Raw genomic sequence first — 16182 nt, forward strand, 5'->3', positions numbered from 1 at the left:
TCCCAGCCTGGCGCGCACAGCGCAATGTGTAGACAGGGTGGGCGTCCTCTGCGGAGTCGAACATGACTCGCAGCGCTCTCTTTCTGTGACGGTCCTCGGTTCTGGTCAACCTTCCAGCCCCAACTCCCAGTAAGCACATCCACCGCGGCGCATCAGATGTTTGCCTATGAGGCCCGGCCGACAGACGCCCCTGAGTCGCCCCTGAGCCCTGTTGAAGAGGCCTTGTCACTGACTCGAAATCCCTTGCCGGACATGGGTGGTAATGGAAAACAGCGCCTGTCCCAGTGGTCGAATCGTCAATTAGGTTAAAGCCATTTAAGAAGATAAACGGCATAATGCCGCCTTGTCGGTTACAGGCCAGAGCTAGCCTCTAGCTGCAATCCATGCTTTGGTCGGACAAGCCTCTTAATCCATACGTAGGCGAGCAGCGTCGGTACGAGTGGCTGTCGGAGTCGTTTGAGTTGTGTCATCTGAACGCCGCGGATGTTCGTAAGCGGTTTGGGTGGCGAGTTTGATGTGGAAATAGCGTTTGCCCGGAAGTTGCAAGACAGATAGGCAGCAAAACATCAACTGTGTGTCGTGACCCCCGACTAGTTGACGTGTTGAACCTTGAAGAATTATTTAATGGGAGTTTTACCTGATGTCGGGCATCAAACGGGCGAGTGTTGACAAGTTCAAAAGCAGAGAAGCTCTAATCGGTATTGTTGGCCTAGGCTACGTCGGCCTGCCGCTGATGCTGCGCTACAACGCCATTGGTTTCCGCGTACTGGGTATCGATATTGATGACACCAAGGTGTCCCGGCTTAACGCCGGTGAAAGCTATATCGAACACATCAGCGCAGCGAAAGTCACCGAGGCACGCCAAAGCGGTTTCGAGGCTACCAGCGATTTTCGCCGTGTCAGCGAATGTGATGCATTGATCCTGTGTGTGCCCACGCCTCTGAACAAATACCGTGAACCGGATATGAGCTTCGTGATCAACACCACGGAAGCGATCAAGCCCTATCTGCGTGAAGGTCAGGTGGTATCCCTAGAGAGCACCACTTACCCGGGCACGACCGAAGAAGAACTTCTTCCTCGCGTTCAGGAAGCCGGTTTGCAGGTGGGTGAGAATATCTTCCTGGTTTACTCGCCCGAGCGTGAAGACCCGGGCAATCCAAACTTCGAGACTCGCACTATTCCGAAAGTGATCGGTGGGCATACGCCTGCCTGCCTTGAAGTGGGTATCGCTCTGTACGAGCAGGCGATCGACCAGGTCATTCCCGTCAGTTCCACCAAGGCGGCGGAAATGACCAAGCTGCTGGAGAACATTCACCGCGCTGTGAACATCGGCTTGGTCAATGAAATGAAAATAGTCGCCGACCGTATGGGCATTGATATTTTCGAAGTGGTCGATGCCGCAGCCACCAAGCCTTTTGGCTTTACCCCTTACTATCCGGGCCCAGGGCTCGGTGGGCACTGCATCCCCATTGACCCTTTTTACCTGACCTGGAAGGCTCGCGAGTACGGTTTGCACACGCGCTTCATCGAGCTCTCAGGTGAAGTCAACCAAGCGATGCCCGAGTATGTGGTCAGCAAGTTGATGGACGGCCTCAACAACGACTCCAAGCCGTTGAAAGGTAGCAAGGTGCTGGTGCTGGGCATTGCCTACAAGAAAAACGTGGATGACATGCGTGAGTCGCCCTCCGTTGAGATCATGGAGCTGCTTGAAGCCAAAGGGTGTGTCGTGGCTTACAGCGACCCGCATGTTCCGGTTTTTCCAAAAATGCGCGAACACCACTTCAACCTGTCCAGCGAAGCGCTGAGCGCTGAGAACCTTGCGTCGTTTGATGCCGTTATCCTGGCCACGGACCACGACAAATTCGACTACGAGCTGATTCGTCAGCATGCGCGGCTGGTGGTTGATAGCCGCGGAAAATACCGTACCCCCGAAGCTCATATCATCAAAGCCTGATCGCTGGAGTGCTCCTTTTGAAACGTTTTGCTCTTATCGGTGCCGCCGGTTACATCGCCCCGCGTCACATGCGCGCCATTAAAGACACGGCCAACGAGTTAGTCTCGGCGTATGACATCAATGACTCTGTAGGCATCATTGACAGCCTGTCGCCACAGAGCGAGTTCTTCACCGAATTTGAGCGTTTCATCGAGCACGCCTGGCAACTCAAGCGTGATAGCAGCACAGCCCTGGATTATGTCTCGGTCTGCTCGCCCAACTACCTGCATCACGCCCATATCGCCGCCGGATTGCGTTTAGGTTGTGATGTCATTTGCGAAAAGCCGTTGGTGCCCACTCCCGAAATCCTCGATGAGCTGGCCCAGGTTGAACGCGAGACTGGCAAGCGTGTGTACAACATTCTGCAGTTGCGCCATCACCAAGCCATTTTGGACTTGAAAGAAAAGGTCGCCCGTGAGGCCCGTGACGGTAAGTACGAGGTTGAACTGACGTACATCACGTCACGGGGTAAGTGGTACATGGAGAGCTGGAAAGGCGATCCACGCAAGTCGTATGGGGTCGCAACCAATATCGGCGTGCACTTCTACGACATGCTGCACTTCATCTTCGGCAACTTGCAGCGCAACGTCGTGCACTTTGCCAACGAATACAAAGCCGCCGGCTACCTTGAATACGAAAAGGCCCGTGTGCGCTGGTTCCTCTCCATTGACGCCCAGGACCTGCCGGATTCGGTCAAGGGTAAGAAACCGACCTATCGCTCCATCACCGTCGACGGCGAAGAGATGGAGTTCTCTGAAGGTTTCACTGACCTGCATACCACCAGCTACCGCGAAATCCTTGCAGGCCGGGGCTATGGCCTGGAAGACGCTCGGCACTGCGTCGAAACCGTGAATACCATTCGCGCGGCCGTCCCTGAGACGCCGCAGGATCAAGAGGGCCACCCTTTCCTCGCCACTTTGGTCCGCTGAGGCTCGCATGAATTATCAGGCTCATCCCTCTGCGATCATCGACGACGGCGCACAGATTGGCGACGGTTCGCGGGTATGGCATTTCGTCCATATCTGCGCTGGCGCGCGCATCGGCGACGGAGTTTCCCTTGGGCAGAATGTCTTCGTGGGAAACAAGGTAATCATTGGCGATCACTGCAAGATCCAGAACAACGTTTCGGTCTACGACAACGTGACTCTCCAGGAGGGCGTTTTCTGTGGCCCGAGCATGGTGTTCACCAATGTCTATAACCCTCGCTCGTTGATCGAGCGCAAGAGTGAATACCGCGACACGCTGGTGAAGAAAGGTGCGACCCTGGGCGCCAACTGCACCATTGTTTGCGGGGTGACCATTGGTGAGTTCGCCTTCGTCGGCGCAGGGGCGGTGATCAACAAAGACGTGCCAGCCTATGCGTTGATGGTGGGTGTGCCTGCCAGGCAGATTGGCTGGATGAGTGAGTTTGGTGAACAGCTTGACCTGCCGCTAGAGGGCGCAGCGCAAGCGCGTTGCGGCCACAGCAACGCGCGGTATGTACTGAGCGGCAAGACATTGAGCAAGGAGCAAGCATGATCGAGTTCATCGACCTCAAGGCCCAGCAGTTGCTGATCAAGGACCGGATTGATGCCGGTATCCAGCGAGTCATGGCTCACGGCCAGTATATCCTCGGCCCGGAGGTCAGCGAGCTGGAGGAGAAGTTGGCTGCGTTTGTGGGGGCGAAGCACTGCATCAGTGTGGCCAATGGCACAGACGCTCTGCAGATTGCCCAAATGGCGTTGGGTATTGGCCCCGGTGATGAGGTCATCACTCCTGGCTTTACCTATATTGCGACCGCCGAAACGGTTGCCCTGCTGGGCGCCAAACCCATCTACGTGGATGTCGACCCGCTTACCTGCAACCTCGATCCGAAATTGCTGGAGGCCGCGATTACCCCGCGTACCAAGGCAATCATTCCGGTGTCGTTGTATGGCCAGTGTGCTGACCTGGACGACATCAATCGGATTGCTGCCAAGCATGGCATTCCTGTCATCGAAGATGCTGCGCAGAGCTTTGGTGCCACCTACAAGGGCAAGCGCTCGTGCAATCTGACGACCATTGCCTGTGCCAGTTTCTTCCCGAGCAAGCCTTTGGGCTGCTACGGCGATGGTGGCGCGCTATTCACTAATGACGAAGAGCTGGCGAAAGTCATCCGCCAAATTGCCAGGCATGGTCAGGATCGTCGGTATCACCATATCCGAGTAGGTGTTAACAGCCGCCTGGACACGATTCAAGCGGCCATCCTGCTGGCGAAGCTTGATGTGTTTCCTCGAGAGTTGGAGCAGCGGCAGGCGGTGGCGGGGGTCTATGAGCGCCTGCTGAAGGACATTGATGTTGTCGCTCCCCATGTGGAGAGCGGCAACACCAGCGCCTGGGCGCAGTACACCATTCAGGTGGACGGCCGTGAGGACATCCAGCAAGTACTGAACGCGTCAGGCATTCCTACTGCCGTGCATTATCCGATCCCCTTGAACAAACAGCCTGCGGTGGCCGACGCGAGTGCAGTGCTGCCTATCGGTGATGCCATCGCACGGAAAGTACTTAGCCTGCCCATGCACCCCTACCTTCTGGAGTCGCAACAAGTCGAGATAGTTGACGCTCTGAAAGGTGCTAGATGTGATTAGTGGCTGGGTCAAGAAGTCGGATTTTCTTCGTAATATTCTGACGCTGCTGACCGGTACTGTCATAGCCCAGGCTATACCTATACTGATAAGCCCGCTGCTCACGAGGATTTATACGCCGGAAGATTTCGGCGTATATGCTTTATATATTGCGGTCGTTAATGTTTTAGTGGTCTTGGCAACCGGTCAGTATGAGAACGCCATTTTGCTTCCGCGCGAGAATGAGCAGGCTTATGCTTTGGTGGTTGCGTCCTCGGTTATTACTTTATCTTTTACGGCTGCGTTGTTTTTAATTGTCGTGGTATTTCACGATTATATTACCAGTCTGTTGAAGGTTGACTTGGGCTGGTTGTTGTATCTTATACCGCTAGGGGTATGCATATCTGGGCTGCTGAGTATTTTGAATTACTGGAATTCGCGGAAGGAAAACTATAAGCGTCTTTCAACTAACTCTGTGCTTAACAGTGTCACCAACGGAAGCCTTTCCGTTGTGCTTGGGTATGTTTGGAAAGGGGGCGGGGGGCTGGCCATCGCTCAGTTGAGTGGCTTGGCGCTTTCGGTTTCTCTGTTGTTAAAAGAGTTTTTCTGCAGTCCTGAAAAGTATAGGGTTGATAGGAAAAAGCTGGTTGGTGTGTGCGTTAGATACAAGAAGTTTCCTCAAATATCCATTCCCCATGGATTATTCTCGAATCTGTCAAATAATCTGCCTGCCATCATATTGACTGCATATTTTTCCCCAGCAGTGGCGGGTTTTTATTTTCTGGCTTTCCGCGTGGCGGCGCTACCGCTCACCATAATAGGAAACGCTTTTTATCAGGTGTTCTTTCAGCAATTATCAAAGGTTGAAGATAAGAAAAAATTTTACAAAGATAAGTTTCTCAAGGCGAACCTATTATTGATTCCCGTTTTTGTTTGCGGGTGGTTTTTGCTGCCGGCCCTGTTTCATCTGTTTTTTGGTGAGGCTTGGATCGAAGCAGGTAAATACACGCAAGTAATTTTACCGCTTTTGTATATGAAGTTTCTAAGTAATGTATTTTGTTCGGCAGTCTATATATTTTTTGAAAGGCAGGCTGAGAATTTCTTTTTTGGGGTAATTATCAATCTCTCCATTGCTGTTTCATTGATATGGGGTGCCCGTGCAGAAAACATTGAGCTTGCTCTATTGTTGATGATGGCCAGCAACAGCTTGATAATTATAGTTAAACTCATTCGTTGTCGAAAAATTTTGGAGCAAAAGTAGTGCTGGGAATTTACAAGAAATTGTTTGAGTCCTTGCGTGTGGCAGGTGTTGCCTACTGCGCTTACAAAAGTCTCAATCACCTGGACGAGGATTTGGACGGCGTACGAGGTGATCTTGACCTGCTCGTGGCGTGTGGTGATTTCAATCGATTCCAGGAAATTGCCCAAGCGACGGGTTTTGTATGTGCTAGCCATAAAGAGCCGTATTACTACGTAGCACTTGATCCAGAAACTCATAAGTTTGTCATGCTCGATGTTTGCACCAAGATTAACTTTGGCCCTAAACCATACAAGCCTTATCGGCTTGATCTTGAGTTCAATAATCTGAGTATAGAGATTGGCGAGATTAATAAGCTCTCTGCAGCAGATTATTATCCGTTGATGTTTTACATGCGCACCGCGTCGAAAAGTGAAAAGCCGGAAGACCTTCAAGAACTTCAGGATGGAATCGCTTCACAACACATCTCTGGTGGAGAAGTCCTTACGATGGTTGAGAGGCGATGCGGCAAGTCTTGGAAAGAGATTTCCGAGGATGTTGCCAATGCGCGAAGCTGGAAGGACATAAAAGATAAGTACAGAAAAGCGGTGGTCGAGACTGCGGATGCTCGCAAGCTGTGCGTTGGGCCGATCAGGTCAGTCTTTTTGTTCAAGCTACTTCGAGTGATCAAGTCACGGCTCGGCATTCCTCCTTATAAGGTCCGGCGGACGGGGTATCTTGTCGCCTTCGTTGGGGTGGATGGCGCGGGCAAGACCAGCACAATCGACTATGTGAAAGACCTGGACTACTTTAAGTGCACCGGCGTGAAAAGAGTTTACTTCGGGAATAACGAATACAAGTTGCCCGGCTTGAATAAGATGCTGAGCATAGAGTGGAAAAGTTTTCCCGTACGTTTGTTTTTTTCAACGCTTGGCCTGATTGACAGGCAGTTACGGGTTCTGATTGCGCAATATTATATTATGTTAGGCAATGTCGTTCTGGCGGATCGATATTATTATGATGATGAAATAGGCCGGCTTGAGCAAAAAGAGCAAGGGGTCAAGGTTTCCCCGCTGAAGCGTGTCTATCGGATGATTTTTGGCGCTAAGATGCTGAAAAAGCCGGACGTGGCGGTTTTTCTCGATGTGAGTCCTGAAGTTGCTTATCGGCGAAAACAGGACTACAGCTATGAAATCATGCTAGAGCAAAATAAGCTTTATAAAGAATATATGTATGCTCAGCCTAGAGTTCTTGTTGTAAATGCAGACCAGAGTCAGTCGCTCGTCTATAAAGAGGTTGTTGAATCAATCCTGAATCTGGATGATAAAAATTGCTGACTGGAAAGTTAAGGGAGTACGTCGTTTTTTATAAAAGAACGGCGCTTGATTTCTTGTGTCGAATAAAAAATCCTTACTTTGTATTTGTGTATGTTTTTATCGCTGGCAGATCGAACGAGTACGTTGATCACTCTTGGTTGAATGCCCAGTTGTTGGGCAGGCTGATGTCCCTGAAAGGCTTTCGTAGCTTCAAGTTGACAGGGACTGGTGTCCTTCTGCTGATTGGCCCGGACAGTGTCGTGAAGGTACCTCTGGGAGAGGCAGCCAGTCATTCTCTCAAGCAGAACTTTCAAAACTATAAGCTGCTAAAAAATACGTCCTTATCCCATTATGTGGCCTACAACCTTGAGTTTCTTAAAGGCTGTTACAAAATGGATTTGCTTTCGAGTGCAAACGCTAGCGCCGATGAAGTGAAATCAATCATCGAGGACCTTCGTTCGTTTTCTGAGACAAAGGAGTTGTCTTCGGAGTTTGTGGCAGGTAAGTGTGCGCAAGGTGTAGATGTTTTAAAGCGGTTTACTGGAGAAGAGGTCGCTGTTCCCGGTGATATCTTGCTTCACAGTTCAGTCATGCATGGCGACCTGACTGAAGGCAATATTATGAAGAGTGCCGAAAATAACAATGTGTTGATTGATCTTGATAGATTTGATTTTTTTGGCATAGATGGTATTGACGAGCTTCACTTTAAAGTTACGCAAGAGAGTGTAAGGCGCAAGTGCAGCTTTTTTGAGTCTCTAAGCGATATGATCGCTCATGAACAGCAGCGTGGTCTGCTGACGGTCTATCTGCTTCATAGAGTAGCAGTGGAGCATGTGGAAGGCGTCGTACTCGATCGTAGATATTATGAAAAAGCGTTAAGTCTCTATAAGGCTTTAAAGCGCTGAAAAAAGTTATTGGCTAGCCAGCCTTCATCATCAAGCTTGAAGTTTTCAGCGAGTGGTTGTCGGTGAGTGGATGTTGTCAAAATAGTTAGGGGAGATTTCATGCACATACTCGTCATACCATCAGAGCATTTTGTCACTGAAAGAGTACCTTTGGGAGGTATCTTTCAGTTCGAGCAGGCCAAGGCACTTCAACGCGCAGGGCATAAGGTCGGGGTTATCGCTGTCGGGTTTATCTCGCCTCGATATTTTAGGGGGGGCTATCCTTACCAGAGTAAAGAGACCGTTGATGGCTTGGCGGTGATCAGAGACTATAAAAAAATATACCTTCCCCATAAGGTTTATCCCATCTGGCGTATTTTTGGAAAATACATCAGCTTGTTCAAGCGTAACTTCCAGAAGTATGTGGAAGAGTACGGTGCTCCGGATGTTGTTCACGCGCACAATTCATTTTATGCAGGCGTCATAGCTGATTTTGTGCAGCGGGAATATGGGATACCTTTTGTCTTGACCGAGCATAGCTCCGCGTTTGCGCGGGGTATGGTCCCCTCTCGGGCGAATGAAGCGTTGAAAGGCGTCTTCAAACGCGCCGCCTCTATTTCCTGCGTTAGTTCACCGTTCAAGAGTGAACTCGAACAGCGCTTTGATGTTCCTGTTTCTGTTCTTCATAACTTGGTGGATCGACTTTTTTTTGCGGATGACCTTGATCGGCCAGCCGACGAGCAATTCAAGTTTATTAGTATTGCTTCCCTGGACTCGAATAAAAACCTGGCGCTGGCCTTGGCCTCATTTGCATCCGAGTTGAAGGGGGAGCGAGCATCCTTCACTGTTGTGGGGGATGGGCCTCTGCGCGACGAGCTTGTTACGCTTTGTAAAACACTTGGTATCTCGGATCAGGTGAGGTTTTTAGGTCGGTTGTCCAGGAAAGATGTACGAGATGAAATGATGAAAGCCGACTGTCTGGTTTTGTCGAGTAATTACGAGACTTTCGGCGTTGTTCTAATTGAGGCGCTGGCGTGTGGCTTACCGTTGATTGCCACACGTTGCGGCGGACCTAATGATATCGTCAACGAAGGAAATGGCCTGTTGGTAGATGTTGGAAGCCAGGACCAATTGGCTTCTGCCATGCGTGCCATGATGAATAATCATCATGAATACTCCAGCGAGGAATTGCGCAATGATGCATTCGCTCGTTTTGGTGAGGCAGCCTTTGTGAAAGAGGTTGTTAGTGTCTATGAAAAGGCCCTTGGCAAATATTAGTTGGCGAGTTGAACGTTATGTCTGCAGAGATTAAATATCGTCCGGAAATTGATGGCTTGCGCGCAGTCGCTGTCTTGTCTGTCATGCTCTTTCATGCCGGAGTTCCGGGGTTTTCCGGCGGTTTTGTAGGGGTCGATGTCTTTTTTGTAATCAGCGGTTTTTTGATTACGGGCATTCTTTTGAAAGAACTGGCAGCCGATCGATTTTCGTTAGCGGATTTTTACGAGCGTCGAGCGCGCCGGATCTTGCCGGCACTGTTTTTTGTTTTGCTGTTTTGCCTATGCGTCGGTTGGGTGGTCCTTGATCCTTATGCCTTCAAGTCTTTGGGGGAGGCGTTGGTTGCTACCGCATTATTTGGCTCAAACATCTTATTTTGGAGGGGGACGAGTTATTTTGCTGCAGCATTTGAAAACCCGCTATTGCACACTTGGAGTCTAGGGGTTGAAGAGCAGTTTTATATTTTCTTTCCGATTTTTCTCTGGTTGGTCTGGCGTTATGTAAGACGTTGGTTGTGGTGCGCCCTCATACTGGTCGCCTTGGCCTCGTTATTAATCAGTAATTGGGGGGTGGAAACCGGGCGCAACGCTGCGGCGTTCTATTTGCTTCCCTCACGGGCATTTGAGTTGCTTTGCGGTAGTTTGGCCGCCTTGGCATGCTTTCATAAAAAGCTTCCCGTCTTTCGGTCTGCAATCACCGACGTTTTAAGTTTATTGGGTGCGGCCCTTGTCTGCGCTGCTGTAGTCATTTTTGATAACGAAACGCCTTTTCCTGGCTGGCGCGCCTTGGTACCCACTGTGGGAACAGCGCTCATACTGCTTTACACCCGTCCTGAAAGTGCGCTGGGTCGACTGTTGACAGCCCCCCTCTTGGTGGGTGTCGGTCTTGTATCCTACAGTGCATACCTTTGGCATCAGCCTGTCTTTGCATTTGTCAGGGCCAGTGAGGTCAACCTGGGTCTTTTTTCAAGCCTCGGTCTTATTCTTCTATGTTTGGCCATGGCATGGGTGAGTTGGCGATTTATCGAGCGTCCTTTCCGTGACCGTGAATACTTGTCTCGACAGAAAATTTTCTGGGGGGCGGGTGCCATATCGGTTGCTGTCATCAGCATTGGGGCTGGTTTGATTGCGACACAAGGGGCAAAGGGTCGGTTTACCGCGGAGGAGTTGCGCTGGTTCGCCTACTCGGACGTCGCGCTGCAGTCCGGTTACGTCACCAAGAGATTTGACAGCCTGACGGGCGACTTCAAATCCGAATCCGCAGGCCGCAAGGTTCTGATCATCGGTGACAGTTTCGCTCAAGACTTTACAAATATGCTCTATGAGTCGGGGGCTTGGCCGGACGTTGAGGTGCGTACAGTCTACATACCGTCCGCTTGCCAGATCGCCCTTCTGCCTGAAGGGACGGAGCAGTATCTGTCCCCCCCTGACGTACCGAGATGCTCGCGCGAGTCGACTGTCAGTTCAGCACTGCCGAAAATCAAACAGGCGGATATCGTGGTGCTGGCGGCCAATTGGAAGAAGTGGTCGGCCCAAAATCTACCTCGGACATTGAAAGCCATGGGCTTGCGCACGGATCAGAAGCTTTTCGTTATTGGCCCGAAGGAGTTTGGCTTCTTAAGTGCCAGTCATCTATTGCAGTTGAATGCTTCGGGGCGGCTTGAGGCCAGGCATACGATTTCAGAGAATTTGTCAGAAGTTAACGATATTCTGAGGAAGGAGGTGCCCGCCGATGCTTTTGTGGACCAGATCCAGTTGATCTGTGGTGAGCAAGAGCATTGCCCTGTCGTTACGGCTCAAGATCACTTGATTTCCTATGATGGCAAGCATTTGACGGAGCATGGGGCGAAGTACATTGGAAACATTCTCTTTGCTCGATCTGTGCTGGCGGAAAACCATGAGCGGGAGGACTAAATATGATTGCCTTTTATCCTTCAATCAGAGTCTCTGCACAAGGCGCTCGTCTTGCTCCAGCTCTGTTGATCTCGAGCGGTGACGAATTTTGAATATGCAAAAAGTCTCCATTGTTGACTACGGCTGCGGAAATCTTGCGTCGGTCGTCAACATGATTCAGCACGTGGGCGGAGAGGCAGAGATCATCAGTTCGCCAGATCAGCTTGGTGCTGTTAAGAAGCTGATTCTTCCAGGCGTGGGCGCCTTCGCACATGGTATGTCCAGCCTGCGCGCCGGTGGTTGGATAGAGGCACTGGATCAGGTGGTGCTGGAGCGCAAGATACCCACCATGGGCATCTGCCTGGGGATGCAACTGATGACCCGAGGCAGTGAAGAAGGGCAGGAGCCAGGGCTGGGTTGGATTGATGCGCAAGCGCGTAAATTCCGACCGACTGATACTCGGCTCAAAGTTCCACACATGGGCTGGAGTGAGGTGAGTCAGCGAAAAGTTGATCGGTTGCTGCCATTGTCCGATGGCGCTCGTCGGTTCTATTTCGTCCATTCGTATTGGGTTGATTGTGTCAACGAAGACGATATCTTGCTGCAATGCGAGTATGGAGAGAATTTCGTAGCGGGTTTTAGTCGTGATAATCTTTGGGGTTTTCAGTTTCATCCAGAAAAAAGTCATAAGTTTGGCATGGAAGTATTTCGTAACTTCTTAGAGGTGTGATGTGCTTAAACATCGAGTTATACCTGCATTGCTGGTACGTGAAGGCGGGCTAATAAAGACGCAGAAGTTTGGCAAGTCTACCTATATTGGTGACCCTATTAATGCCATACGTATCTTCAATGAAAAAGAAGTTGATGAGTTGGTGTTGCTTGATATTGATGCCAGTCGCCTAGGGCGTGAGCCAGACTACGAGTTGATTCAAAGTGTCGCCAGTGAATGCTTCATGCCTCTCGCTTACGGTGGTGGAGTTTCCAGCATTGAGCAGGCGCGGCGTATTTTTACTATGGGCGTTGAGAAGATCGTCCTGCAAACATCAGCCCTTGAGAACCCTAGTCTGATCACCGAAATTGCCCAGCGCTTCGGTAGCCAAAGTGTGGTACTTTCCGTCGATATTAAGCGTGATTGGCTTGGCCGCTATAGGCTTTGGTCCTCAGCCAAACGCTCCAAGATCAAACAGGATTGGTTGACTCATGTCCGGGAACTGGTCGCAGCAGGCGTTGGAGAGGTACTGCTCAACTCGGTTGACCGCGACGGTATGCAACAAGGCTATGACTTGCAACTAATACAGACTGCTGCTGATGCAGTGGATGTCCCGCTTATCGCCCTGGGGGGGGCAGGAAGCCTGAACGATTTTGCCTTGGCCGCACAAGCAGGCGCTTCCGCCGTAGCGGCCGGCAGTCTGTTCGTGCTTCATGGCCCGCATCGTGCGGTGTTGATCAGCTACCCCAGGTACTCCGAGCTCCAGACGCTTTTTCAGGTAAAATGATGGTTAACAAAGAAAATCGGGTTTGTTCGCGCTGTGTCATGGACTCAAGTGCCTCGGCAATAGTATTTGACGAGGCCGGTGTTTGTAACTATTGCCGCGAGTTCGATCGACGTGTTGGTGGTGTAGTTTTCGCTCAAGAAGTTGACCGTGCAGAGCAGCGGAAAGCTTTTATCGAGAAGGTCAAACGAGCGGGGCAGGGCAAACAGTACGACTGTATCGTTGGCCTTTCTGGCGGCGTTGATAGTTCCTATGTGATCCATCTGGCATTGGCGGAAGGGCTTAGGCCTCTGGCGGTGCACATGGACAATAACTGGAACTCGGAGCTGGCAGTCAACAATATAAAAAACCTGGTCACTAGTCTGGGTGTTGATCTTTATACTCATGTTATCGATTGGCCAGAATACAAGGGTCTGATGCAGGCCTTCTTCGATTCTGATGTGATTGATATTGAGCTTCTCTACGATAATGCCATGCTCGCAGTGAATTATGAGCAGGCCCGGAAATACGGCATCAAGTATATTCTTTCTGGTAGTAATGCTGCCACTGAAGGCATGCCGATGCCCGAAGGGTGGAACTGGTTTAAGTGGGACAAGCGAAATATCAAGGCCATTGGTCAGCGCAATAATGTGAAGATCAAGACCTTTCCAATTATTGGTACCTTGGGGTTTGGTTACAATCGCGTTGTCCGTCGTATCCAGTGGGCGCCGTTTCTTGACTTGTATGACTATCAAAAAGAGTCGGCTCTGGAACTGCTAGAAGAGAAGTATGCTTATAAGCGCTACCCTTATAAGCACTACGAATCTGTGTTCACGCGGTTTTATCAAGGGTTCATTCTTCCTGAAAAGTTCTCTGTCGATAAACGGAAGCTGCACTTCTCCGCGTTGATCATGAGCGGGCAAATGACTCGCGAACAAGCCATGTCTCTGTTGGGCGACTCACCCTATGCCTCGCCCGAAGAGCTGGAACGTGACCGGAAGTATTTTCTCAAGAAGATGGGCTGGTCCGATGGCGACCTTGAGGCCTATCTGAAGCGTCCAGAAAAACCCCACGATGCCTACCCGAGCGAGCGAGCGCTGTGGGACTTCGTTCGTAAGATGTACCAATACAAACGGGGCTGAGCTTAGTTGTTCGGGCATTGCCGACGCTGCTGCCAACAGGCAGCAGCGTTCCTGTCGGGGGTGAATGAACAGGCAGTGTGGTCCACGGAAGGTCCTGCAGGGCTTCCGGTCAAGGCCGCCGGCCTGGTGTTCATTGTGGGTCATTGCTGTCCTGAAGCGTTGAGCTCCCTGCAGCTCCAAGCAGCCATGGCTTCCGTCTTGGAGAGCCGGCTGGTTCATCAAAATTTCAACCTGTCCGGTTTGAACGACGGTGTGTAGTAAATAGGCGCCTGGGGGCGCGCATTGATGCAAAAGCTTAGTGTATTGGTATCGGTCAAGAATGAGGCTCGTTACATCGAGTCAGCGCTGCGCTCCATCGAGCCGGCTGTTGATCGGCTCGGTATCGAAGTCGTGGTGGTCGATGATGGTTCGACCGACGGCACTGCGGACGTGATCGCGCAGTTGGCGCTGCCGTTTGTCACGCTGGTTCGCACCCCCGGAATAGGCAAGGCCGCCGCGTACAGCCTGGCTTATGAAAAAGCGACAGGGTCGTGCTTCGTATTGTTTGCCGGAGATGACCTGATTGTTCCCGATGTACTGGTGAACCGTGTTGCACCACTGCGCGACCTGGAGCCCGATCAGCGCGCAGTGACATTCTGCAAGCTCAAGTCCTTCTCCGAGCAGGGGCGATACGACGGCATGGAGCTGCCCAAACATCCGCAGCGTGGGCTGGAGTCTGGTGGCTGCATAGCCTTTAACCGTGCGTTCGGCGACATGGCTTTTCCGATTCCCGTGAGCCTGGCCAATGAAGACAGTTGGTTGATGTTGCAGGTCAGGTTTGCAGAGGTTCGTGTGACTCATGTGCCGATAGTGGGGTTGTTATATCGGATTCACGAAAACAACAGCTACAAGCGCGGTGTTCCTTTTGCCCAAGTCAACGAGCAGATGTGGCTGCGTCAAAGGGCATCGTTCTATTTCTATGAGAAGTACAGGGATCGGCTTTCCCAGGTTCAGCAGCGTCAGCTGTTGCTGGAGTTCTCATTGCAACTGCTGCGTTATCTGGGCTCGTCTTTCTTGCTCATGCTATTGCCGGGGCTTTCACTGAAATCGAAGGTCAAGGTTCTGTTCAACTCCAGGCCCTCGCTCTACTGGATCAGGGAACGGTTCTACGGTTTTTTCTCGGGTAGATAGTCATGCGCATTTTGATTCTTTCCCAGTACTTCTGGCCGGAAAGCTTCATCATCAATGATGTCGCCAGAACGCTCCATGAGCAGGGGCATGAAGTCGTCGTCGCTACGGGTAAGCCGAACTACCCGGATGGCGATGTTTTCGACGGCTACAAGGCGTCCGGTAGCCAGCGTCAGCGTTACCTGGAGCGGATTGATGTGCTCCGTGTTCCGCTTTGGCCGCGCGGCAAGGGCGGGGCGAAAAACCTGGTGCTCAACTACCTCTCGTTTGTCCTCGCCGGTCTTTTTTACCTGCCTTGGATGCTTCGTGGGCGTCAGTTCGATGCCATCCTGGTATTCGCCCCATCGCCCATTCTGCAGGCGATTCCCGCCATCCCCTTGAAGTGGCTGAAGCGGGCCAAGCTGGCCCTTTGGGTTCAGGATCTTTGGCCGGAAAGCCTGGAGGCCACCGGGTTCATTCGTAACCCGCGTGTGCTGCGCGCCGTGGGATGGGTGGTACGGGGCATTTATCGCTTTTGCGATGTCCTGCTGGTACAGTCGCGAGCGTTTGTCGAGCCAGTAGCGCGATACGCCAATCGGCAAAAAATCGTCTATTACCCTAACTCCATGGATGTCAGGCCCGTCGCAGGAATAGCTGTTATTCCCGATGAGTTCAAGGCCCTACTGGAACAGCATTTCTGTGTGGTGTTTGCCGGAAATCTGGGGACGGCGCAGGCACTTGATACGCTAGTCCAGGCAGCAGCACAGCTGCGCGACGACCCGCAAATTCGTTTGGTGCTGGTCGGCAGCGGCAGTCGATTGGGCTGGCTCGAGGCGCAGAAACAGGCCGGTGGTCTGGACAACTTGATACTGCCCGGGCGCTTCCCGATGGAAGTGATGGGCCAGGTTTTTGAACGCTCCTCGGCGTTGCTGGTGTCGCTCAATGATGAAGAGGCGTTTGCCCAGACCATCCCGAGCAAGATTCAGGCATATCTGGCCGCTGGCCGTCCTGTCATTGCCTGCCTGAATGGCGAGGGTGCTCGGGTTGTCAGCGAAGCGCAAGCGGGGCTTGTATCGCCCGCCGAGCAAGTGGTGCCACTGGTGCAGAACATCCGTGCTGTAAAGGCGATGAATCAGGCTGAACGAGCCGAGATGGGGCGCTCGGGGCGAGCGTATTTCGATGCGAATTTTGAGATGACAGCGCAAGTCGAGCGACTTGCGACGCTGTTGCAGTAATGAAAGGG

At 51.6% G+C, this 16182-nt stretch carries 14 protein-coding genes; all 14 read left to right on the forward strand.

The window, feature by feature from the left end:
* The first annotated feature begins 640 nt into the window (after positions 1 to 640).
* Positions 641 to 1954, forward strand: a complete 1314-nt coding sequence (gene wbpA, locus M1B35_RS22860) for a UDP-N-acetyl-D-glucosamine 6-dehydrogenase (RefSeq protein ID WP_123337482.1) — start codon at positions 641 to 643, stop codon at positions 1952 to 1954.
* 17 nt (positions 1955 to 1971) lie between these two features.
* Entirely contained in the window at positions 1972 to 2922 is a 951-nt protein-coding gene (gene wbpB, locus M1B35_RS22865; protein WP_123337481.1) for a UDP-N-acetyl-2-amino-2-deoxy-D-glucuronate oxidase, read from the forward strand.
* Positions 2923 to 2929: 7 nt separating this feature from the next.
* On the forward strand, positions 2930 to 3511 hold the full coding sequence (gene wbpD, locus M1B35_RS22870) for a UDP-2-acetamido-3-amino-2,3-dideoxy-D-glucuronate N-acetyltransferase (protein WP_123337480.1): 582 nt from the start codon (positions 2930 to 2932) through the stop codon (positions 3509 to 3511).
* Positions 3508 to 4599, forward strand: coding sequence for a DegT/DnrJ/EryC1/StrS family aminotransferase (locus M1B35_RS22875; RefSeq protein WP_123337479.1), 1092 nt, complete (start codon positions 3508 to 3510; stop codon positions 4597 to 4599). The genes wbpD and M1B35_RS22875 overlap by 4 nt, the downstream gene beginning before the upstream one ends.
* Positions 4592 to 5836: a lipopolysaccharide biosynthesis protein gene (locus M1B35_RS22880; RefSeq protein ID WP_185039431.1), complete on the forward strand. Its 1245-nt coding sequence runs from the start codon at positions 4592 to 4594 to the stop codon at positions 5834 to 5836. Before M1B35_RS22875 ends, M1B35_RS22880 begins: the two co-directional genes overlap by 8 nt.
* Entirely contained in the window at positions 5836 to 7149 is a 1314-nt protein-coding gene (locus M1B35_RS22885; protein WP_268263165.1) for a dTMP kinase, read from the forward strand. The genes M1B35_RS22880 and M1B35_RS22885 overlap by 1 nt, the downstream gene beginning before the upstream one ends.
* Positions 7143 to 8033: a hypothetical protein gene (locus tag M1B35_RS22890; protein ID WP_268263166.1), complete on the forward strand. Its 891-nt coding sequence runs from the start codon at positions 7143 to 7145 to the stop codon at positions 8031 to 8033. Before M1B35_RS22885 ends, M1B35_RS22890 begins: the two co-directional genes overlap by 7 nt.
* 99 nt (positions 8034 to 8132) lie before the next feature.
* Entirely contained in the window at positions 8133 to 9290 is a 1158-nt protein-coding gene (locus tag M1B35_RS22895; protein WP_123337475.1) for a glycosyltransferase, read from the forward strand.
* 17 nt (positions 9291 to 9307) lie between these two features.
* On the forward strand, positions 9308 to 11200 hold the full coding sequence (locus M1B35_RS22900; protein ID WP_268263167.1) for an acyltransferase family protein: 1893 nt from the start codon (positions 9308 to 9310) through the stop codon (positions 11198 to 11200).
* Positions 11201 to 11294: 94 nt separating this feature from the next.
* A complete protein-coding gene (gene hisH, locus M1B35_RS22905; protein ID WP_123337474.1) occupies positions 11295 to 11909 on the forward strand; it encodes an imidazole glycerol phosphate synthase subunit HisH in 615 nt (204 codons plus the stop codon).
* A 1-nt stretch (position 11910) separates the two neighbouring features.
* Complete coding sequence (locus tag M1B35_RS22910) at positions 11911 to 12675, forward strand: AglZ/HisF2 family acetamidino modification protein (protein ID WP_123337473.1); 765 nt, start codon at positions 11911 to 11913, stop codon at positions 12673 to 12675.
* A complete protein-coding gene (locus M1B35_RS22915) occupies positions 12675 to 13793 on the forward strand; it encodes an N-acetyl sugar amidotransferase (RefSeq protein WP_185039429.1) in 1119 nt (372 codons plus the stop codon). Before M1B35_RS22910 ends, M1B35_RS22915 begins: the two co-directional genes overlap by 1 nt.
* 285 nt (positions 13794 to 14078) lie before the next feature.
* Positions 14079 to 14963: a glycosyltransferase family 2 protein gene (locus M1B35_RS22920; RefSeq protein WP_268263168.1), complete on the forward strand. Its 885-nt coding sequence runs from the start codon at positions 14079 to 14081 to the stop codon at positions 14961 to 14963.
* Between the two features lie 2 nt (positions 14964 to 14965).
* Positions 14966 to 16174 (forward strand): glycosyltransferase family 4 protein, encoded by a 1209-nt coding sequence (locus M1B35_RS22925; RefSeq protein ID WP_123337469.1) that lies wholly within the window; start codon positions 14966 to 14968, stop codon positions 16172 to 16174.
* Positions 16175 to 16182: the final 8 nt, after the last annotated feature.

The organism is Pseudomonas morbosilactucae, from assembly GCF_023241665.1.
Taxonomy (GTDB): domain Bacteria; phylum Pseudomonadota; class Gammaproteobacteria; order Pseudomonadales; family Pseudomonadaceae; genus Aquipseudomonas; species Aquipseudomonas morbosilactucae.